At 69.9% G+C, this 17,201-nt stretch carries 17 protein-coding genes and 1 riboswitch; of the genes, 10 read left to right on the forward strand and 7 right to left on the reverse strand.

Translation table 11 applies throughout. From position 1 onward, the window contains the following. Positions 1-20: 20 nt before the first annotated feature. Entirely contained in the window at positions 21-98 is a 78-nt protein-coding gene (locus ACFMQL_RS04980) for a 50S ribosomal protein bL37 (protein ID WP_378790134.1), read from the reverse strand. A 138-nt stretch (positions 99-236) separates the two neighbouring features. Between ACFMQL_RS04980 and ACFMQL_RS04985 the strand changes: the two genes are divergently transcribed. The 3 genes from ACFMQL_RS04985 (at position 237) to ACFMQL_RS04995 (ending at position 3,266) form a co-directional block, all read left to right on the forward strand. Beyond that, the gene (locus ACFMQL_RS04985) at positions 237-1,016 is read left to right on the forward strand and encodes a DeoR/GlpR family DNA-binding transcription regulator (RefSeq protein ID WP_364057683.1); all 780 of its coding nucleotides are present in this window, start codon (positions 237-239) and stop codon (positions 1,014-1,016) included. Further along, positions 1,013-2,092 carry a galactose-1-phosphate uridylyltransferase gene (galT, locus tag ACFMQL_RS04990; RefSeq protein WP_378784712.1) on the forward strand — a complete coding sequence of 360 codons (1,080 nt, stop codon included), beginning with the start codon at positions 1,013-1,015 and terminating at the stop codon, positions 2,090-2,092. Before ACFMQL_RS04985 ends, galT begins: the two co-directional genes overlap by 4 nt. Positions 2,093-2,162: 70 nt before the next feature. After that, positions 2,163-2,304, forward strand: a riboswitch (cyclic di-AMP (ydaO/yuaA leader). A 5-nt stretch (positions 2,305-2,309) separates the two neighbouring features. Then, the gene (locus tag ACFMQL_RS04995; RefSeq protein ID WP_364057689.1) at positions 2,310-3,266 is read left to right on the forward strand and encodes a hypothetical protein; all 957 of its coding nucleotides are present in this window, start codon (positions 2,310-2,312) and stop codon (positions 3,264-3,266) included. A 154-nt stretch (positions 3,267-3,420) separates the two neighbouring features. Here ACFMQL_RS04995 and ACFMQL_RS05000 read toward each other — a convergent pair whose 3' ends face one another. Further along, a complete protein-coding gene (locus ACFMQL_RS05000; RefSeq protein ID WP_378784714.1) occupies positions 3,421-4,329 on the reverse strand; it encodes a TIGR03620 family F420-dependent LLM class oxidoreductase in 909 nt (302 codons plus the stop codon). Positions 4,330-4,474: 145 nt separating this feature from the next. Between ACFMQL_RS05000 and ACFMQL_RS05005 the strand changes: the two genes are divergently transcribed. Continuing rightward, positions 4,475-5,047, forward strand: coding sequence for a TetR/AcrR family transcriptional regulator (locus tag ACFMQL_RS05005; RefSeq protein WP_378784715.1), 573 nt, complete (start codon positions 4,475-4,477; stop codon positions 5,045-5,047). 86 nt (positions 5,048-5,133) lie between these two features. On the opposite strand, the gene ACFMQL_RS05010 is transcribed toward ACFMQL_RS05005, so the two are convergent. Beyond that, complete coding sequence (locus ACFMQL_RS05010) at positions 5,134-6,438, reverse strand: site-2 protease family protein (RefSeq protein ID WP_364057698.1); 1,305 nt, start codon at positions 6,436-6,438, stop codon at positions 5,134-5,136. A gap of 154 nt (positions 6,439-6,592) precedes the next feature. Between ACFMQL_RS05010 and ACFMQL_RS05015 the strand changes: the two genes are divergently transcribed. Continuing rightward, positions 6,593-7,189: a response regulator transcription factor gene (locus ACFMQL_RS05015; RefSeq protein ID WP_364057701.1), complete on the forward strand. Its 597-nt coding sequence runs from the start codon at positions 6,593-6,595 to the stop codon at positions 7,187-7,189. Positions 7,190-7,330: 141 nt separating this feature from the next. Here the strand turns inward: ACFMQL_RS05015 and ACFMQL_RS05020 are convergent, their stop codons facing one another. Beyond that, complete coding sequence (locus tag ACFMQL_RS05020; protein WP_378784716.1) at positions 7,331-8,446, reverse strand: PP2C family protein-serine/threonine phosphatase; 1,116 nt, start codon at positions 8,444-8,446, stop codon at positions 7,331-7,333. Between the two features lie 119 nt (positions 8,447-8,565). Between ACFMQL_RS05020 and ACFMQL_RS05025 the strand changes: the two genes are divergently transcribed. Next, a complete protein-coding gene (locus ACFMQL_RS05025) occupies positions 8,566-9,795 on the forward strand; it encodes a GNAT family N-acetyltransferase (RefSeq protein ID WP_378784718.1) in 1,230 nt (409 codons plus the stop codon). Positions 9,796-9,869: 74 nt separating this feature from the next. After that, positions 9,870-10,016, forward strand: a complete 147-nt coding sequence (locus ACFMQL_RS05030) for a hypothetical protein (RefSeq protein WP_355420198.1) — start codon at positions 9,870-9,872, stop codon at positions 10,014-10,016. On the opposite strand, the gene ACFMQL_RS05035 is transcribed toward ACFMQL_RS05030, so the two are convergent. After that, positions 10,017-10,487, reverse strand: coding sequence for a ribose-5-phosphate isomerase (locus ACFMQL_RS05035; protein WP_364057713.1), 471 nt, complete (start codon positions 10,485-10,487; stop codon positions 10,017-10,019). It abuts the gene before it with no gap. Positions 10,488-10,585: 98 nt separating this feature from the next. Here ACFMQL_RS05035 and def point away from each other — a divergent pair, with 98 nt between their 5' ends. Further along, positions 10,586-11,071, forward strand: a complete 486-nt coding sequence (gene def, locus ACFMQL_RS05040) for a peptide deformylase (protein WP_364057716.1) — start codon at positions 10,586-10,588, stop codon at positions 11,069-11,071. 10 nt (positions 11,072-11,081) lie between these two features. Continuing rightward, positions 11,082-11,813: an SDR family oxidoreductase gene (locus ACFMQL_RS05045; RefSeq protein ID WP_364057719.1), complete on the forward strand. Its 732-nt coding sequence runs from the start codon at positions 11,082-11,084 to the stop codon at positions 11,811-11,813. A gap of 588 nt (positions 11,814-12,401) precedes the next feature. On the opposite strand, the gene ACFMQL_RS05050 is transcribed toward ACFMQL_RS05045, so the two are convergent. Beyond that, the gene (locus ACFMQL_RS05050; protein ID WP_364057722.1) at positions 12,402-13,805 is read right to left on the reverse strand and encodes an aldehyde dehydrogenase family protein; all 1,404 of its coding nucleotides are present in this window, start codon (positions 13,803-13,805) and stop codon (positions 12,402-12,404) included. 100 nt (positions 13,806-13,905) lie between these two features. Beyond that, the gene (locus tag ACFMQL_RS05055) at positions 13,906-14,526 is read right to left on the reverse strand and encodes a disulfide bond formation protein DsbA (RefSeq protein ID WP_364057725.1); all 621 of its coding nucleotides are present in this window, start codon (positions 14,524-14,526) and stop codon (positions 13,906-13,908) included. A gap of 89 nt (positions 14,527-14,615) precedes the next feature. On the opposite strand from ACFMQL_RS05055, the gene pepN reads away from it, so the two are divergent. Further along, the gene (pepN, locus tag ACFMQL_RS05060) at positions 14,616-17,180 is read left to right on the forward strand and encodes an aminopeptidase N (RefSeq protein WP_364057728.1); all 2,565 of its coding nucleotides are present in this window, start codon (positions 14,616-14,618) and stop codon (positions 17,178-17,180) included. Positions 17,181-17,201: the final 21 nt, after the last annotated feature.

The raw sequence follows: 17,201 nt of genomic DNA on the forward strand, positions 1-17,201 counted from the left end.
GGCGGCCACCCTGCCGTCCGTCATCGCGCGGTGGGGCGCTTTCCGTGGTTCGCCTTCTTCTTCTTGCGTGCCCTGGCCTTGCGTGCGCGCCTTGCCATAGGTCGCCTCCCGGTGATCGGCACTGCTTCTGACTCAACGTCTCCCCACACGGTGACCAGCGCAAGCGCTCCGCACGAACTAACATTCCCCAACATGTCCATGTCATAATTTGGTGGAATGTGTTGGAAGGAGCAGGTGTGCTCGCACAGCAGCGTCAGCAGGCGATACTCGAACGCGTCCGCAGGCTCGGCGGCGTGCGAGTGGCCGACCTCGTACGCGAACTCGGCGTCTCCGACATGACCATCCGGCGCGACCTCGAGGTGCTGGCCGAGCGCGGCTTGCTGGAGAAGGTGCACGGCGGAGCCACCGCACTGGGCCCCGGCTCGACCGAGGAGCCCGGCTTCACCGCCAAGTCGGCCAGGCAGCAGCAGGAGAAGGAGGCCATCGCCAAGCGTGCGGCCATGCTCGTACGCCCCGGCACGGCCGTGGCGCTGTCGGCGGGCACCACCACGTGGGCGCTGGCGCACCACCTGATCGGCGTGCCCGAGCTGACCGTGATCACCAACTCGATCCCGGTCGCCGAGGTCTTCCACCGCAACCCGCGCGCCGACCGCACGGTCGTGCTGACGGGTGGCGTGCGCACGCCGTCCGACGCGCTGGTGGGGCCGGTCGCGGTGGCCGCGATCCGCCGCCTGCACGTCGACACGCTCTTCCTCGGCGTGCACGGCATGAGCGTGCGGGCCGGGTTCACCACGCCCAACCTGCTGGAGTCGGAGACCGACAGGGAGCTGGTGGCGGCGGCGAGCCGGCTGGTCGTCCCGGCCGACCACACGAAGTGGAACACGGTGGGCATCAGCACGATCGCCGAGCTGGACGAGGCCGACGTGGTCGTCAGCGACGCGGGCCTGCCGGAGGAAGCACGTACGGAGCTGGCTGAACGGGCCGGCGAACTGATCATCGCGGAGGGCTCGTCGTGAAGCGCACCATCACCCATCTCGCCGACGGCCGGGAGCTGATCTACTACGACCGGCGCGACGACGCCGACAGGAGCGCGATCGACCGCCGCCGGCTCGACCCCCGGCCGCCGGCCTTGGAGCTGCGCTACGACCCGCTCACCGAGGAGTGGATCGCGATCGCGGGGCACCGGCAGACGCGGACGTTCCTGCCGACCGGCGGCACGGCCGAGTGCCCGCTGTGCCCGTCGTCGGACGAGCGCGCGACGGAGATCCCTTCGTACGACTACGACGTGGTCGTGTTCGAGAACCGCTTCCCCTCCTTCTCCGGAAATTTCGGGACTTATGAGGCCGTGGGCGGGCTGAGCGAGGTCCGTCCGGGTGTGGGGCGGTGCGAGGTCGTGTGCTTCACCTCCGACCACGACTCCTCCTTCTCCGCGCTCTCCGACGAGCAGGTGGTGCTGGTCATGGAGGCGTGGGCCGACCGTACGGCGGAGCTGTCCGGCATCGAGGGCGTCGAGCAGGTCTTCTGCTTCGAGAACCGGGGCGCGGAGATCGGCATCACCATCGCGCACCCGCACGGCCAGATCTACGCGTACCCGTACGTCACGCCCAGGACGAAGCTGCAGCTCGGAGCCGCCGAGCGCTACAAGGGGCCGGGGAACCTGTTCGCCGACGTGCTGGCCGCCGAGCGGGCCGAGGGCACGCGGGTGGTCGCCTCGAACGAGCTGTGGACGGCCTTCGTGCCGGCCGCCGCGCGCTGGCCGTTCGAGGTGCACATCTATCCGCACCGGCAGGTGCCGGACCTGGCGGCGCTGACGGACGCCGAGCGCGCCGCGTTCGCGCCGCTCTACACCTCGGTGCTGCGGGCGTTCGACGGGCTGTTCGGGGTCGTCATGCCGTACATCTCGGCCTGGCATCAGGCGCCGGTGCGTACGGGGCGCGATCTGGCGTACCTGCACCTGGAGCTGTTCTCCATCCGGCGGGCGCCCAACAAGCTCAAGTACCTGGCAGGCTCGGAGTCGGCGATGGGGGCGTTCGTGAACGACGTGCGGCCCGAGGAAGCGGCGCGCATGATCCGATCACAGATCGATCACTAATAGATTTCTACTTAAGGTCGCATGACTCATGATCTACCACTAATATCCCCATATGCATCGGCCGTAACGCGGCTGATGCCCGCCTAATCCTGGGCGCGTCGCCCGGGAGCCGGGGACCCAACCGCACCTTGGGGTGAATCCGCTACGGCGGTAGGGAGCGACTCCCATGCCCGAACCCGTCAGCTAACCCGGCCGGCAGAGGGAGAGGAACTCATACGTGGCGGCTTCGTCCCCCGCGAAACTTGCCATCGGTCTCATCGCCGCCGCCGCCATCGCCGTCCTCCCGGCGCACGCGGCGACGGCCGCCCCGAAACCGAAAGAGTCCGAGCTCCGCGCTCAGCTCAAGCAGCTGAACAGCAAGGTCGACAAGCTCATCGAGAAGTACAACCTCAAGCGCGTCGAGCTGGCCAAGGCACAGGAGGCCGCCAGAGCCGCGCAGGCCAGGCTGGCCGCCGCCGAGCAGACCCTGGCCGCCGCCGAGCAGCGGGTCGCCGAGATCGCCCGCCTGCGCTACCAGAACATCGACCCGTCGCTGCCCGGCTTCATGATGCCGGGCGACGCCGGCACCGCGGCCCTGCTCGAACAACTCACCGCCGAGCAGCAGGCCATGGTGGCGAGCGTCGCCAAGGCCCGCGACGAGCGCAAGAAGGCCAGCGATGAGGCCGCCGCGCTGACCGCCAAGATCAAGAAGGACGCGGCCGAGGTGGCGAAGCAGCGCCGCGAGGCCGAAGGCGTCATCAGCGACATCGAGAAGAAGCTGCGCGACCTGGTGCCGGTCGCCACGGGCCGCAGGTCCAACGGCACCTGGGCGCCCGAGCTGCCCGGCGGCCCCGACAACATCACCCCGCGTACGCGGCTGATGAAGGCCCAGATCGAAAAGAACTTCTCGCTGCCGTACACGGTGGGCTGCTTCCGCGCGGGCTCCAGCGGTGAGCACCCGCTCGGCCGCGCCTGCGACTTCATGATGAGCACCGGCGGCACCATGCCGACGCCCGCCAACAACGCGCTCGGCGACCGCATCGCCGAGTGGGCGCTGCAGAACAAGGACAAGCTCGGCGTGAAGTATGTGATCTGGAAGCAGCGCATCAACTCCGGCACCGGCTGGCGCGCCATGGCCGACCGCGGCAGCATCACCGAGAACCACTACGACCACGTGCACATCTCGATGAACTGAAACCAGGGGATGACCAGGGGATGACCAGGGGATATCGCATCTGGTGATGTACATCCACGAATCGAGACGGCGTTTGCGCCGGCGGCCCCTATGCGGTTGAGCGTTCGGAGTGCCGGGTCCGCGATGGGGCCCTGGGTCGCCTGAACTGACAGCCTCACCCCCATCCAGGAGGCAATGCAGACGCAAGGTGTTCGAGTTGCTCGATGGCCGTGGACATGTCATCTGCGAGGGGATGGACAAGCACGTGGTCGGCGCCGGCGTCGAGTTGCGCTTGAACACGCGCGGCGATGGCGTCCGGGGTGCCCCACGCGACCAGCGCGTCGACCAGCCGATCGCTTCCTCCGTTGGCCATGTCCTGGTGGCCATAGCCGAGACGTAGCCAATTGCGCGCGTACGGCGAATCGGAGCTGATCTTGCCTCGGTACCGCCGCGCGATGGCACGGGCTTGCTCAGGATCGGGTTCGATGACGAACGCCTGTTCGGGGATGAGCAACTTGTCGCTCCCCAGGGCCTCGCGGACGAGCGCGGTGTGTTCGACCGGGGCCGCATACGAATGGACGCCGTCGGTGCGGTCGCGGGCCAGTTGCACCATGCGGGGCTGCAAGGCGGCCAACACCCGGACGAACGGCGCAGCCGGCGGGTTGCGCGTCATCGCTTGGTCCATCTCGTCGAGATAGTCCCGCATGACCTTGAGGGGACGGCCGTAGTCCAGCCCGCCGGCTTCGACCAGAAGCCGTTGGCTGACGCCTATTCCGAGGACGAACCGTCCGGGGTAGGCCTCGGCCAACGTCGCGGCGCCGCCCTGCATTGTGGCGGGATGACGCGCCCAGATGTTGGCGATTCCGGTACCGATCAGCAAGTGCCTGCTCGCGGCGAGTTGAATGCCTGCGTTGGCCAAGGCGTCCTTGCCGCCGATTCCTTCAGGCCCCCATAGCGAGCCATACCCGAGTTGCTCAATGCGCCGCACCGCGTGGCGCCAGCTTTCGACCGGGGTGTCATGGAAGCGGCGTCCGCCAAGCCACACTCCCACGCGTCCCAGCTTCGCCTTCACTTCTGTGATCACTGCCGTAGCCTCCTTGCCACACGACGGCCGCCATCCGGGGATTATCTCCGGTAAGACTGACCGTATCCGGAGACAGTCCCCGCTACAATGGTTCGAGCGGAAGGGAGCAATGGGCGACAAGAGGGCATCGCGTGCAATGCGGGCAATGCGGGCAGACGCGCAGCGCAATCGGGAAAGGCTGCTCGCTGCGGCGAGGGCAGCGTTTGCGCGCGCGGGCGTGGAGACCTCGCTCGATGACATCGCCCGCGACGCCAACGTGGGTTCAGGTACGCTCTACCGCCACTTCCCCACCCGCGAGGCTCTGGTGGCGGCCGTACTCGACGACCGTTACGAAGCCCTCGCCGCCGAGGCCGCCAGGCTTCAGGCTGAGCACTCACCAGGGGAGGCGCTCGTGGCCTGGTTGAAGCTCTTCGTCAACCACCTCATGACGTATCGAGGGCTGGCAGCGAGCGTCGCCACCGTGCTCCACGACGAAACGTCGCCGCTGTACTCGGCCTGCCATGCCATGCGCGCCGCTGCGTACGAACTCGTCGCGACGGCCCAGCGCGGCGGCGCCGTCCGGGATGACATCGACGCCTCGCAGGTCCTTCACCTGGCCGCCGGTGTCGCCTGGGCCGGCGAGCAGTCGGCCGCCGACCGGGCCGGTGTGGAGCACATGCTGGCGGTCCTCATGGACGGGCTGCTGTGCAACGGCCGCGTTCCGCGGCCGTTCGGCTGATCCCACCGGAAAGCCTGGAAAGCCCGCGCGCCATCGGCGGCCGGTGCTCCCTCCCTCGCCGCCTCAGCGCAGCGGCGGCAGCCGGGTCAGTTGGTCAGCGTGAGCGGGTTGACGAGGTCGGCGTACACGAGGAGACCGGCCATGATGATCATGACGATGGCCACCGCGTACGTCACCGGCAACACCTTGGCGATGTCGACGTACGCGGGCTCCGGCCGGCGCATGATCTTGGCGTACGCCCGCTTGATGCCCTCCCACAGGCCGCCCGCGATGTGGCCGCCGTCGAGCGGCAGCAGCGGCAGCAGGTTGAACATGCCGATCGCCAGGTTGAAGCCGGCCAGCAGGTTGACGAAGATGGCGATCTTCTTCTCGGTGGACAGGTCGGAGGCGAGGATCTCGCCGCCCATGCGGCCCGCGCCCACGACGCCGACCGGGCCCTCGGGGTCGCGCTCCTCGCCGGAGAAGGCGGCGTGCCAGACGCCGACCATCTTGTTGGGCAGGTTGAGCAGGGAGCCCGCGACCCGGACCGACAGGTCGCCCATGTAGCCGATGACCTGGCCGATGCTCTGCTTCTGCATCACCTCGGTGGGCAGCACGCCGAGGAAGCCGACGTTCCTGTCGATCTTCGACGGGTCTTCGAGGTTGGGCCGGTCCTGGGCGATGAGCGTGACGTCGAGCGTCATCGGCTTGCCGTCGCGGATGATGCCGATCTTCGCCGGGCCGGGGCCGTGGGAGCGGATGAGCTTGGTGGCGTCCTCCCACGAGCCGATCTTCTTGCCGTCGAAGGTGACGAGCTTGTCGCCGGGCTTCATGCCGGCCTGCGCGGCGGGGGTCGGCTTGTCGCCGGGCGCGCACTGCGTACGCTGCTCGCTGATGGGGATCACGCACGTGTTGGTGTCGGGCGAGACGATCGGCGCCCAGGTGGGCAGGCCGATGCCGACCAGCAGGATGCTGAAGAAGACGAAGGCGAGTACGAAGTTCATCGCCGGGCCGCCCGACATGATGATGACCTTCTGCCACCACTTCTTGCGGTAGAAGACACGGTCTTCGTCGCCGGGCCGCACCTCTTCTTGCGCGGCGTCGCGGGCGGACTCGATCAGCCCCTGGAACGGCCCTGTGGCGGTGCTGCGCACCTTGCGGGGGTCGTCGCCGGGACGCGGCGGCAACATGCCGATCATCCGGATGTAGCCGCCGAACGGGATCCACTTGATGCCGTATTCGGTCTCGCCCTTGCGCCGGGACCACGCCGTGCCGCCGAAGCCCACCATGTATTGGGTGACCTTGACGCCGAAGAGCTTGGCGGGGACCAGGTGGCCGAGCTCGTGCAGCGCGATGGAGACCATCAGACCGAGGAGGAACAGGATGATCCCCACGGCGTAAAGCCAGTTCATCTAGGCGCGCTCCCGGCAGACGATTGGGACAGACGATTAGGTCCGACAGCCCCAGAGTAGTCGAACTCGCCACGCCTTACGGCTTACCGCTTTTGACAAGCATTGACAGTTTGCGATCAGACGATCACCCTAAGAGACGATGGAGGGGGGCGTCTTGATCCGCATACTGATCGCCGAGCACCTGCCGCTGGTGCGCCGTGGTCTGCTCGCCACGCTCGGGGCCGAGCCCGACATGCGGGTGGTCGCCGAGACCGGACACGCCGACGAGGTCGTCCTGGCGGCGCAGAGCGCCGATCCCGACGTGGCCGTCGTCGATCTCGACCTTCCCGGGCCGCCGGCGCGCGACCTGCTCGCCGAGCACGCGCCCCGGTGCGGGGTGCTGATCCTGTCGGCCTCGCCCAACCCGGCGCAGGTGCGCGAGGCGCTGGCGGGTCCCGCGCTGGGGTTCATGAGCCTGTGCGTACGCCCCGAGCGCCTGGCCGAGGGCGTGCGCCAGGTGGCCGCGGGCCGGCGGGCGATCGAGCCGGAGCTGGCGGTGGCCGCGCTGCGCTGCGCCGACAACCCGCTGACCAGGCGTGAGCTCGACGTGCTGCGCATCGCGGCGGGCGGCGCGCGTTCGACGGAGATCGCCGACCAGCTCTTCCTGTCGGTCGGCACCGTGCGCAATCACCTGTCGCGCATCATGTGCAAGACGGGCGCGCGCAACCGGCTCGACGCGGTCCGCATCGCGAGCGACTGCGGCTGGCTGTGAGCGGTCCGGCGCGCGGGAGAGTGTCGTGACGGGCCCCGGTGGAGCCGCGCCGCTCCGCCGGGGGCCCGACCCCCTAGAGCTTCTCAAGCGGACGGCGGGCGTCGCCAGTGACCGCTGTCACGACTCGTCCCGTGTGAAACGTCACGGGCGCCAGATGAGCACCAGCGCGCAGTCGTCGTTGTGGCCGGAGACCATGGCGTTGACCAGGGCTCTTGCGCCGTCACGGAAGCCGGAGGGCAGCAGCCGCTCCGCCTCGCCGAGCAGCCGGTCGAGCCCGGCGTCGATGTCGCGGCCCGGCTGCTCGATGAGCCCGTCGGTGAAGAGCAGCAGCGCATCGCCCTTGCGCAGGGTGCCGCTGTCGGGCTCGCAGTGCAGGTCGGGTACGACGCCGAGCACGACGCCCTTGGCGGAGGCGACCTGCCAGTTGCCGGTGCCCGCGTCGAACTTCACCACCGGTGGATGCCCGGCCGAGGTGATCGTGTAGTCGCCGGTGGCGAGGTCGAGTCGCAGGTGCACGGCGGTGACGAAGCCCTCGTCGGCTCGCTGCCTGTGCAGGTAGGCGTTGCAGGCGGGCAGGAAGTCGTCGACGGAGCCGAGCAGCCCGCCGAACGTGCCCGACAGCAGCAGCGCCCGCGTGCCGGCATCGACGCCCTTGCCCGAGACGTCGACCAGCGCGATCTCGACGGTGTCGCCGTCGCGCATCGAGACGAGGAAGTCGCCGCCGAACGACGAGCCGCCGGCCTGCTTGAGCACGACCTTGGCGCCCCAGTCCTTGGGCAGCGGCGGCAGCTCGCCCTGGCTTTTCAGCCGGTCGCGCAGCTCCAGCAGCATCGCGTCGCCGCGCAGGCCCTGCACGCCGAGCTTGCCCCGGGTGCGCGCCATGAGCACGGCGAGCACGGAGGTGAACAGGATGGTCACGCCGAGCCCGAGCCCGATCCGGCCGACGCCGAGATTGACGGCGATGTAGCCGAGCGCGACACCGACGCCCACCAGCAGCTTGACCAGGCTGCGCAGCCGGAGCTGGAGCCCGCCGACGAGCGTGACGAGGATGAGCAGCGAAGGCGAGAACCACTCGTGGGAGACCTCGGCCGCGAGGAACCCGATCACCAGCGCCAGCACGGTGAGCGTGATGAGCAGGTTACGGTCGCGGGCGATCAGCACGCGCCGGACAAACCGAACGACATGCACCAAGAACGGCACCCGCACCAAGGCGGCGCGGACCCGTGGCGGGATCAGCGGCGCCGGACGGGAACTCATGATGGGCCTGACTGTATCGGTCTGACCCGTGTTTGGGCAGCCCACTTGACCAACGCCTTGATCATTAAGCAGGGATAATTCGGTGGCCCCACCCCTTTGCCCGCTCCTACCGTGGATGAATGACGTACCCGATCCGTCCGATAGACGAGTCGGAGTGGCCGGCGTTCAACCGGGTGCTCCAGGAGGCGTTCGGCTGGACGCTGCATCCCGCTCTTCTTGAGCGGAACAAGGCTCGAACCGAGTTCGACCGTACTCTCGCCGCCTTCGACGGCGACCAGATGGCCGGCGTCACCTCCATCTTCAGCTTCACGATGACGGTGCCAGGCGGGCAGCTGCCCGTCGCGGGGGTGACGGCCGTCGCCGTGCTGCCCTCGCACCGCCGCCGCGGCGTGCTGTCCTCGCTCATGCGCAGGCAGCTCACCGACATCCGGGACCGCGGCGAGCCCGTGGCCGCGCTCTACGCCTCCGAGTCGGTCATCTACGGCCGGTACGGGTACGGAAGGGCGTCCACCAACCTGCCGTTCCGCATCGACACCCACCGCTCGGCGTTCGTGCCGAACGCTCCCCAGGACCCGTCGCTGCGGCTCAGGGTGGCGCAGCCCGCCGAGGTGCGTGCGGAGCTGGAGGAGCTGTTCGCCTCCGTCGTCACCCAGCGCCCGGGCCGTTACGTGCGCAGCCGGGAGATCTGGGACGAGATCTTCGCCGACGAAGAGCCCGATCAGAACGGCCACGGCCCGCTGCGCTCGATCCTGGCCGAAGACGACCAGGGTGTCCGCGGCTACGCGCTGTTCCGCATTAAGGCGTCGTGGGACGACAACGACCTCCCCGCGGGCACGCTGTACCTGGGCGAGATCGAGGCGGCCGACCCGGCCGCCTACGCGCTGCTGTGGCGCAGCGTGCTCGACCGCGACCTGGTCACCCGCGTCGAGACCTACGGCAGGCCGGCCGACGACCCGCTGCTCGCGCTGCTCGCCGACCACCGCCAGGTCCGCGCCCGCTGGTCCGACGAGCTGTGGGTGCGCCTGGTCGAGGTGGACCGCGCGCTGTCGGCGCGGTCGTACTCGGCGCCGGTGGACGCGGTGATCGAGGTCGAGGACGACGTGTGCCCGTGGAACGCGGGCCGCTGGCGGCTGACCGCCGACCTGTCGGGCGCCGAGTGCAAGCCGGTGGACGACGAGCCGGACGTCACGCTGCCGGTGGCCTCGCTCGGCTCGGCCTACCTCGGCGACGGCCTGCTCACCGAGCAGCTTCACGCGGGCCTGCTGCGCGAGCACACCGCGGGCACCGTGCGCAGGCTCGCCACGGCGATGTCGTGGAGCCCGAAGCCGTGGACGGGGCTGGTCTTCTAGGGCCGGTCTTCTAGGGCCGGTTTCCCGGCGCCGGTCCCGCGACCGGCGCCGGATCCTGGCGTAGGCTCGAAGTCATGGCACTGCAAAGTCTGCAGATCACGCCGGTGGTCGCCATGCGCGCCCGCGACGTGTCGAGACCGTCGAAGCAGCAGCAGGAGGCCGCCGACCGGCGGCCCCTGCGTGATGAGATGCCCAGGCGCGAGGCCAAGCGCAAGGGCTGACTACGACGGCAGCGAGGGCAGCTGGCCGATGGTCTCGTAGGAGGTCAGCTGCGCGATGCGCCTGCTGTGACGCTCGCTGCCGGAGAACGCCGTGGAGAGGAAGACCTCCACGAACCTGGTGGCGTCCTCGATGGAGTGCATGCGAGCGCCGACGCTGACGATGTTGGCGTTGTTGTGCTCGCGGGCCAGCCTGGCCGTCTCCTCGCTCCAGGCCAGGGCGGCGCGGATGCCGCGCACCTTGTTGGCGGCGATCTGCTCGCCGTTGCCCGATCCGCCGATCACGATGCCCAGGCTGCCAGGGTCGCCCGCGACGCCCTCGGCCGCGCGCAGCACGAACGCGGGGTAGTCGTCCTCGGCGTCGTAGACGAAGGGACCGCAGTCGGTCACCTCGTGCCCATGGTCCTTCAGCCAGGACACGAGGTGGTTCTTGAGCTCATAGCCGGCATGGTCGGCACCGATGTAGACACGCACGGTTCCAGTCTTTCACAGCCCCCGATGAAGGGTTGCGGCCGCTACAGTAAGGACTCCTAGCCGCATCCAGTCCTTACACGGAAGCGAGAGCAAGACCCATGCGAGAGATCCGGGCCATCGGCGACCCCGTCCTGCGCACGCCCGCGGAGCCGGTGACCGACTTCGACCGCGAGCTGCGCAGGCTCATCGAGGAGATGTTCGAGGCCATGTACGCGGTCAACGGCGTCGGTCTCGCCGCCCCGCAGATCGGCGTGTCGCGGCGGCTGTTCGTCTACGACATCGCCGGGCGCAGGGGACACGTGATCAACCCGGTGCTGACCGTCGACGACTCCGAAGAGGTGATCGACCAGGAGGGCTGCCTGTCGGTGACCGACCGGGGAACGGGCAAGCCGCTCTACGCTCCGGTCGCCCGCGCGGCGGGCGTGTCCGTCGAGGGCCTCGACCGGCTGCAGCGGCCCGTACGGCTCAAGGCCCGCGGCTCGCTGGCCCGCTGCCTGCAGCACGAGACCGACCACCTCGACGGCAAGCTCTATGTTGATCGCCTGCCGCGAACCGAGGCCCGGACGATCCTGCTTCAGGCGTAGCTTGGGCGGCATGAGCGTACTTTCCGGCAAGGGCGCGCTGGTCACCGGCGGCGCCAGAGGCATCGGAAAGGCGATCGTCGAGCGCCTGGCCGCCGACGGCGCCGACGTCGTCTTCTGCTACCGCAGCTCCGACGAGGCGGCCGAGCAGGTCGCCAAGGAAACGGGCGCACACGCCGTACGCGCCGATGTGGGCGACGAGGAGGACCTGCGGCGGCTGTTCGCCGAGGCGGAGGCGCGGCTGCCCGGCCTCGACATCCTGGTCAACAACGCCGCCACCGCCGAGGCGCAAAAGCCCATCGACGCGATCACGAACGAAGATTACGACCGGGTGTTCGCGGTCAACACCAAGGCCGTCTTCCTGGCCATCCAGTGGGCGGGCCGGGTGATGCGCGACAACGGGCGGATCATCAACGTCTCCTCGCTCAACACCCAGGTGCCCGCGCCCACCCTGGCCCTCTACTGCGCCAGCAAGGCGGCGATCGAGCAGTTCGCCAAGGTGGCCGCGCGCGAGCTCGGCGGGCGCGGCATCACGGTCAACGCGGTCTCGTCCGGCGCCACCGACACCGACATGCTGCGCGGGGCCAACCCGCCCGAGGCGCTGGAGCGCACGCCTGCCATGACCGCGCTGGGGCGGCTCGGCAGGCCCGACGACATCGCGGCGGTGGTGGCGTTCCTGGCCGGGCCCGACGGGCGCTGGGTGACCGGCCAGAACATCCTGGCCACGGGCGGCCTGCTCGTCTGAGCCCACGGCGGCGGCACGGGCGGCTGCGCGCCTGAAACGCTCGTGCCGACCGGCCGGGCCGCCCGGCACGTACGTTTGCGCGCCTGCGACGCCTCTGCCGACATGCGCGCCTGGAACGTCCGTGTCGGCATGCGCGCCTGCATCCACAACGGTCGCGCTGACTTGGACGGCTTCGCGCCGTGCGCGCGCCCGTACGGAGGCAGCGGCGCCGCGGCGTGGCCTGCAACGCTCGCGTCGGCGCCGGGCGGCCCGGCTGCTCGTCCCCGAGGTCCCGGCGCCGCCTTAGAGCCGCCCCGAGCCGCCTAGCGCCGCGCTTCGCGTGCGCCTCTTGCCTTCACGCCGCCCGGCGGGGCCGACACCAGCAGGGGCGCAAGGTCCCTGTGATGAGGGCGCAGAGCCGGTGAGAGGAGGAGCGCCGCGCGGAGGCGCAGCACCGCCCAGAGGCGCAGAGCCACTCACGCGCAGCGCCACTCGCAGACGCAGCCCCGCTCTGAGGCGGAGCGCTGCTGCGAGAGGCGCAAGGCCGCTTCGCGGCGTGGGGGCGCGTGAGGCAGCGCGGGACGCCGGTCAGAGGTGCCGGGACGCCGGTCAGAGGTGCAGGGCCTTGATCTCGAAGAATTCTTCCAGGCCCTGTTCGCCCAGCTCGCGGCCCAGCCCCGACTGCTTGTAGCCGCCGAAGGGGGCCATCGGGTTGAAGCGGCCGCCGTTGATCGACACCTGACCGGTGCGCAGGCGGCCGGCGACCTCGAGCGCGCGCTCCTGGGTGCCCGCCCAGACGGCACCGGCCAGGCCGTACCGGGTGCCGTTGGCGATCTTGACGGCGTCGTCCTCGTCGAGGTACGGGATCAGCGACAGCACCGGGCCGAAGATCTCCTCCTGCTCGATCGTCATGCCCGGCTCCACGCCCGCGAAGACCGTGGGCTCGACGTAGTAGCCGCGCTCGTGCGGCCGCTCGGTGCCGCCGGCCACCAGCCGGGCGCCCTCCTCCTCGCCCCGGATGATGTAGCGGATGACCCGGTCGCGCTGGGCGGCCGACACCAGCGGGCCGATCTTGGTGGAGTCGTCGAAGGGGTCGCCGACGCGGTAGCCGCGGGCGTACTCGACGGCCAGGCGCACGGCCTCGTCGTACTGGTCGCGCTGGACGAGCATGCGGCTCCAGGCCGAGCAGGTCTGCCCGGCGTTGACGAAGCAGTTGGCCACGCCGACCTTGACCGCGAGCGGCAGGTCGGCGTCGGGCAGGATGACGTTGGCGGACTTGCCGCCGAGCTCGAGCGCCACCCGCTTGACGGTCTCGGCGGCCAGCGAGGCCACCCTGCGGCCCGCGGCGGTGGAGCCGGTGAAGGAGACCATGTCGACGTCGGGGTGGGTGGCCATGGCCTCGCCGACGACGGGCCCGCGGCCGCTGACGAGGTTGAACACGCCGGGCGGCAGTCCCACCTCGTCGAAGATCTCGGTCAGCGCGTACGCGGCGAGCGGCGCCACCTCGCTCGGCTTGAGCACCACCGTGCAGCCGGCGGCCAGCGCGGGCGCGACCTTGCACACGATCTGGTGCAGCGGATAGTTCCACGGCGTGATGGCCGCGACGACGCCGGCGGGCTCCTTGACCACCAGCGAGTTGCCGGTGCGCGTCTCGCGCTGGTGGCTTTCCGCCAGCTCGGCGTAGGAGGCGAGGACGGTCGCGGGCATGAGCGTCTGCACCTTGAGCGCGAACCCCAGCGGCGCACCCATGTCGGTGGCGATCGTCTTGGCCATGTCATGCGATCGCTGTCTCAGCAGCTCCGCCGCCTCGGCGAGCAGCCTGCCCCGCTCGGCGGGGCTCGTGCGCGCCCACGCCGGGAAGGCGCGCCGCGCCGCGGCCACGGCCGACTCGACGTCGTCGGGGGTGCCGGCGGGCACATGGTCGATGACGTCTTCCGTGGCCGGGTTCACGACCTCGATGGGTTCGGCGGAAGCCGATGCGGTCCAGGAGCCGTCGATGTACAGCTGACGCATGACCCCATACTGACAGCGACCGGGCCCTGGACGCGAGGGCTCATCCATAATCAGGGATAAGCCCCTTTACACCGCGACCGACTTTTCTGCTCCCGGAGTGTCAGTCGAACTGCGGACGCTTGGTCCGGGTGCGCTTCAGTTCGAAGAAGTCGTCGTACTGGGTGACCTGGAGGACGCCGTCCCAGAGCTTGCCCGCGTCCTCTCCGCGCAGGATCTTCGTGATCACCGGGCCGAAGAACGCGTTCTGGCCGACGCGGATGATCGGGGTGCCGACCTCCTCGCCGACCAGGCCGATGCCCTCCTCGTGGGAGGCGCGGATGGCCGGGTCCCACTCCTCCGAGCGCATCTCGTCGGCGAGCGAACGGTCGAGGCCGACCTCGTCGAGCGAGTCTTCGATGACCTCGCGCAGCCGCTCGGGCTCCTTGCCGAGGCCCTGGTTGTGCAGCCGGGTGCCGATGGCGGTGTAGAGCCGCCCGATGTACTCCTCGCCGTGCTTGGCGGCGGCCGCGGCGATGACCCGTACGGAGCCCATGCCCTTCGCGGCGCGCTCAAGGTAATCGGCGGGGACGTCCTTCTCCTCGTTGAGGAAGTACAGCGACATCTGCCGCCAGCGCGGCTCGATCGGCCGGACCTTCTCGACCTCGAGCAGCCACCGCGATGTGATCCAGGCGAACGGACACGCGGGGTCGAACCAGAGGTCCACGGGAATCTTCTCTGTCATGTCAGCCCGTAACCTGAGGTGGTTCGGGTCCTATTCCCGGCGTGGCAGGATACCGACAACCCCGACGAAGTGGTGAAAAGGAGCACAAGTTGGCAGGCAACCTGACCCGGGACGAGGCTCGCGAGCGCGCCCGGCTGCTGACGGTCGAGTCGTACGACGTGGCACTCGACCTGACCGAGGGAGACGAGCGCTTCGAGAGCGTCACGAAGGTCCGCTTCACCAGCACCGCTCCTGGGTCGTCCACCTTCATCGACCTGCACGGCGCCAACGTCAGGCGGGTCACGCTCAACGGCGAGGACCTCGACGTGTCGGCCTACGACGCCGAACGCGGGCGCTTCCCGCTGCCGTCGCTGGCCGAGAGCAACGAGCTCGTCATCGACGCCGACTGCACCTACATGCGCACCGGCGAAGGACTCCACCGCTTCGTCGACCCGGTTGACCAGAAGGTCTACCTGCACAGCCAGTTCGAGACGGCCGACGCGCACCGCATGTACGCGTGCTTCGACCAGCCCGATCTCAAGGCGGCGTTCAAGCTCACCGTGCTGGCCCCCGCCGACTGGGAGGTCGTCTCCAACGCGGCCGTCGAGACGGTGACCGACTTGCCCGAGCACAAGGGCAAGCACGGCACGGTGCAGGCGGCCAAGCGGTGGGAGTTCCCGCCCACCCCGGCCATCTCCACCTACATCACCGCGCTGGTGGCCGGGCCGTACCACAAGGTGACCTCCGAGCACGACGGCATCCCGCTCGGCGTCTACTGCCGCGCCTCGCTGGCCGAGCACCTCGACGCCGACAACATCCTCGAGGTCACCCGGCAGGGCTTCGACTTCTTCCACCGGGTGTTCGGCGTGCGCTACCCGTTCGGCAAGTACGACCAGCTCTTCGTGCCCGAGTTCAACGCGGGCGCGATGGAGAACGCGGGCTGCGTGACGTTCCTGGAGGACTACGTCTTCCGCTCCCGTGTCACCGACGCCCTGGTCGAGCGGCGCGCCGAGACGATCCTGCACGAGATGGCCCACATGTGGTTCGGCGACCTCGTCACCATGCGCTGGTGGGACGACCTGTGGCTCAACGAGTCGTTCGCCACCTACATGTCGGTGCTCGCCCAGGCCGAGGCCACCCGGTGGGGCGGCGGCGCGTGGACGACGTTCGCGAACGTGGAGAAGGCCTGGGCCTACCGCCAGGATCAGCTCCCCTCGACGCACCCCATCTCCGCCGACATCCCCGACATGCAGGCGGTCGAGGTCAACTTCGACGGCATCACGTACGCCAAGGGCGCCTCCGTGCTCAAGCAGCTCGTCGCGTACGTGGGGCTGGACAACTTCCTGGCCGGCGTACGCGACTACTTCGCCCAGCACGCCTGGGGCAACACCGAGCTGAAGGACCTGCTCGACGCCCTCGAGCGCACCTCGGGCCGGGACCTGTCCTCCTGGTCGAAGGAGTGGCTGGAGACCTCCTGGGTCAACACGCTGCGGCCGGAGTTCGAGGTGTCCGACGGCCGCTTCACCTCGTTCGAGGTGCTGCAGGAGGCCCCCGCCGACTACCCGACGCTGCGTTCGCACCGCATCGCGATCGGCCTGTACAAGCTCGCCGACGGCGAGCTGACCAGGACCAAGCGGGTCGAGCTCGACGTCGTCGGCGCCCGTACGAAGGTGGCCGAGCTGGTCGGGGCCGAGCAGCCCGACCTGGTGCTGCTCAACGACGACGACCTCACCTACGCCAAGATCCGCCTCGACGAGCGCTCGCTGCGGACGCTGGTCGACGGCGGCATCGCGAAGTTCACCGAGTCGCTGCCGCGCGCGCTGTGCTGGTCGGCGGCCTGGGACATGACCCGCGACGGCGAGATGTCCACCCGCGACTACGTCAGGCTCGTCGTCTCCGGCGTCGCCACGGTCAGCGACCTCACGGTCCTGCAGGCGGTGCTGCGCCAGGCCCGCCAGGCCGTGCAGCAGTACGCCGACCCGGCCTGGCGCGCGGAGGGCCTGGCGCTGCTGGCCACCGAGCTGCGCAAGCTGATCGCCGCCGCAGAGCCGGGCTCCGACCACCAGCTCGCGTTCGTGCAGGCGTTCGCCGCCGTCGCCACCTCGCCCGCCGACCTCGACCTGCTGCAGGACATCCTCGACGGCACCTCGGTGCCCGAGGGCCTGGCCGTGGACACCGACCTGCGCTGGACGCTGCTGCAGGCGCTGGTCTCCGGCGGGCGGCGCGGCGCGGACGACATCGAGGCCGAGCTGCGCCGCGACCCCACCGCCACCGGCGAGCGCTCGGCCGCCACGTGCCGGGCCGCCATCCCGACGGCCGAGGCCAAGGCGGCGGCGTGGGAGCGCATCGTGAGCGGCAAGCTGGCCAACCACATCGCCAGGGCCACCATCGCCGGGTTCCAGGACCCGCACCACGTGGAGCTGCTCGCGCCGTACCGGGAGAAGTACTTCGCCGAGGTCGGGCGCATCTACAAGGAGTGGACGTTCGACCAGGCGTCGACGTTCGCCACGGGCTGCTTCCCCGCGCTGCTCATCGAGCCGGCCACGGTGGAGGCCGCCCAGCGCTTCCTCGACGACGCCCAGCCGCCGCAGGCGCTGCGCCGGCTCGTCCTGGAGGGCGCCGACGGCGTCGGCCGCGCCCTGCGCAACCGGGAGAAGGACGCCGCTTCGGCCTGAATCGGGTCTCATCGGTGTAGC

It is taken from the genome of Nonomuraea fastidiosa, from assembly GCF_042751225.1.
GTDB lineage: Bacteria > Actinomycetota > Actinomycetes > Streptosporangiales > Streptosporangiaceae > Nonomuraea > Nonomuraea fastidiosa.

Excerpts from the sequence above, each read along its gene's own strand:
- ACFMQL_RS04980 (WP_378790134.1), bottom strand. The coding sequence starts at position 98 with ATGGCAAGGCGCGCACGCAAGGCCAGGGCACGCAAGAAGAAGAAGGCG.
- ACFMQL_RS05005 (WP_378784715.1), top strand. The coding sequence starts at position 4,475 with ATGCGGGCAGACGCGCAGCGCAATCGGGAAAGGCTGCTCGCTGCGGCG.
- ACFMQL_RS05010 (WP_364057698.1), bottom strand. The coding sequence starts at position 6,438 with ATGAACTGGCTTTACGCCGTGGGGATCATCCTGTTCCTCCTCGGTCTG.
- ACFMQL_RS05020 (WP_378784716.1), bottom strand. The coding sequence starts at position 8,446 with ATGAGTTCCCGTCCGGCGCCGCTGATCCCGCCACGGGTCCGCGCCGCC.
- ACFMQL_RS05025 (WP_378784718.1), top strand. The coding sequence starts at position 8,566 with ATGACGTACCCGATCCGTCCGATAGACGAGTCGGAGTGGCCGGCGTTC.
- ACFMQL_RS05030 (WP_355420198.1), top strand. The coding sequence starts at position 9,870 with ATGGCACTGCAAAGTCTGCAGATCACGCCGGTGGTCGCCATGCGCGCC.
- def (WP_364057716.1), top strand. The coding sequence starts at position 10,586 with ATGCGAGAGATCCGGGCCATCGGCGACCCCGTCCTGCGCACGCCCGCG.
- ACFMQL_RS05045 (WP_364057719.1), top strand. The coding sequence starts at position 11,082 with ATGAGCGTACTTTCCGGCAAGGGCGCGCTGGTCACCGGCGGCGCCAGA.
- ACFMQL_RS05050 (WP_364057722.1), bottom strand. The coding sequence starts at position 13,805 with ATGCGTCAGCTGTACATCGACGGCTCCTGGACCGCATCGGCTTCCGCC.
- ACFMQL_RS05055 (WP_364057725.1), bottom strand. The coding sequence starts at position 14,526 with ATGACAGAGAAGATTCCCGTGGACCTCTGGTTCGACCCCGCGTGTCCG.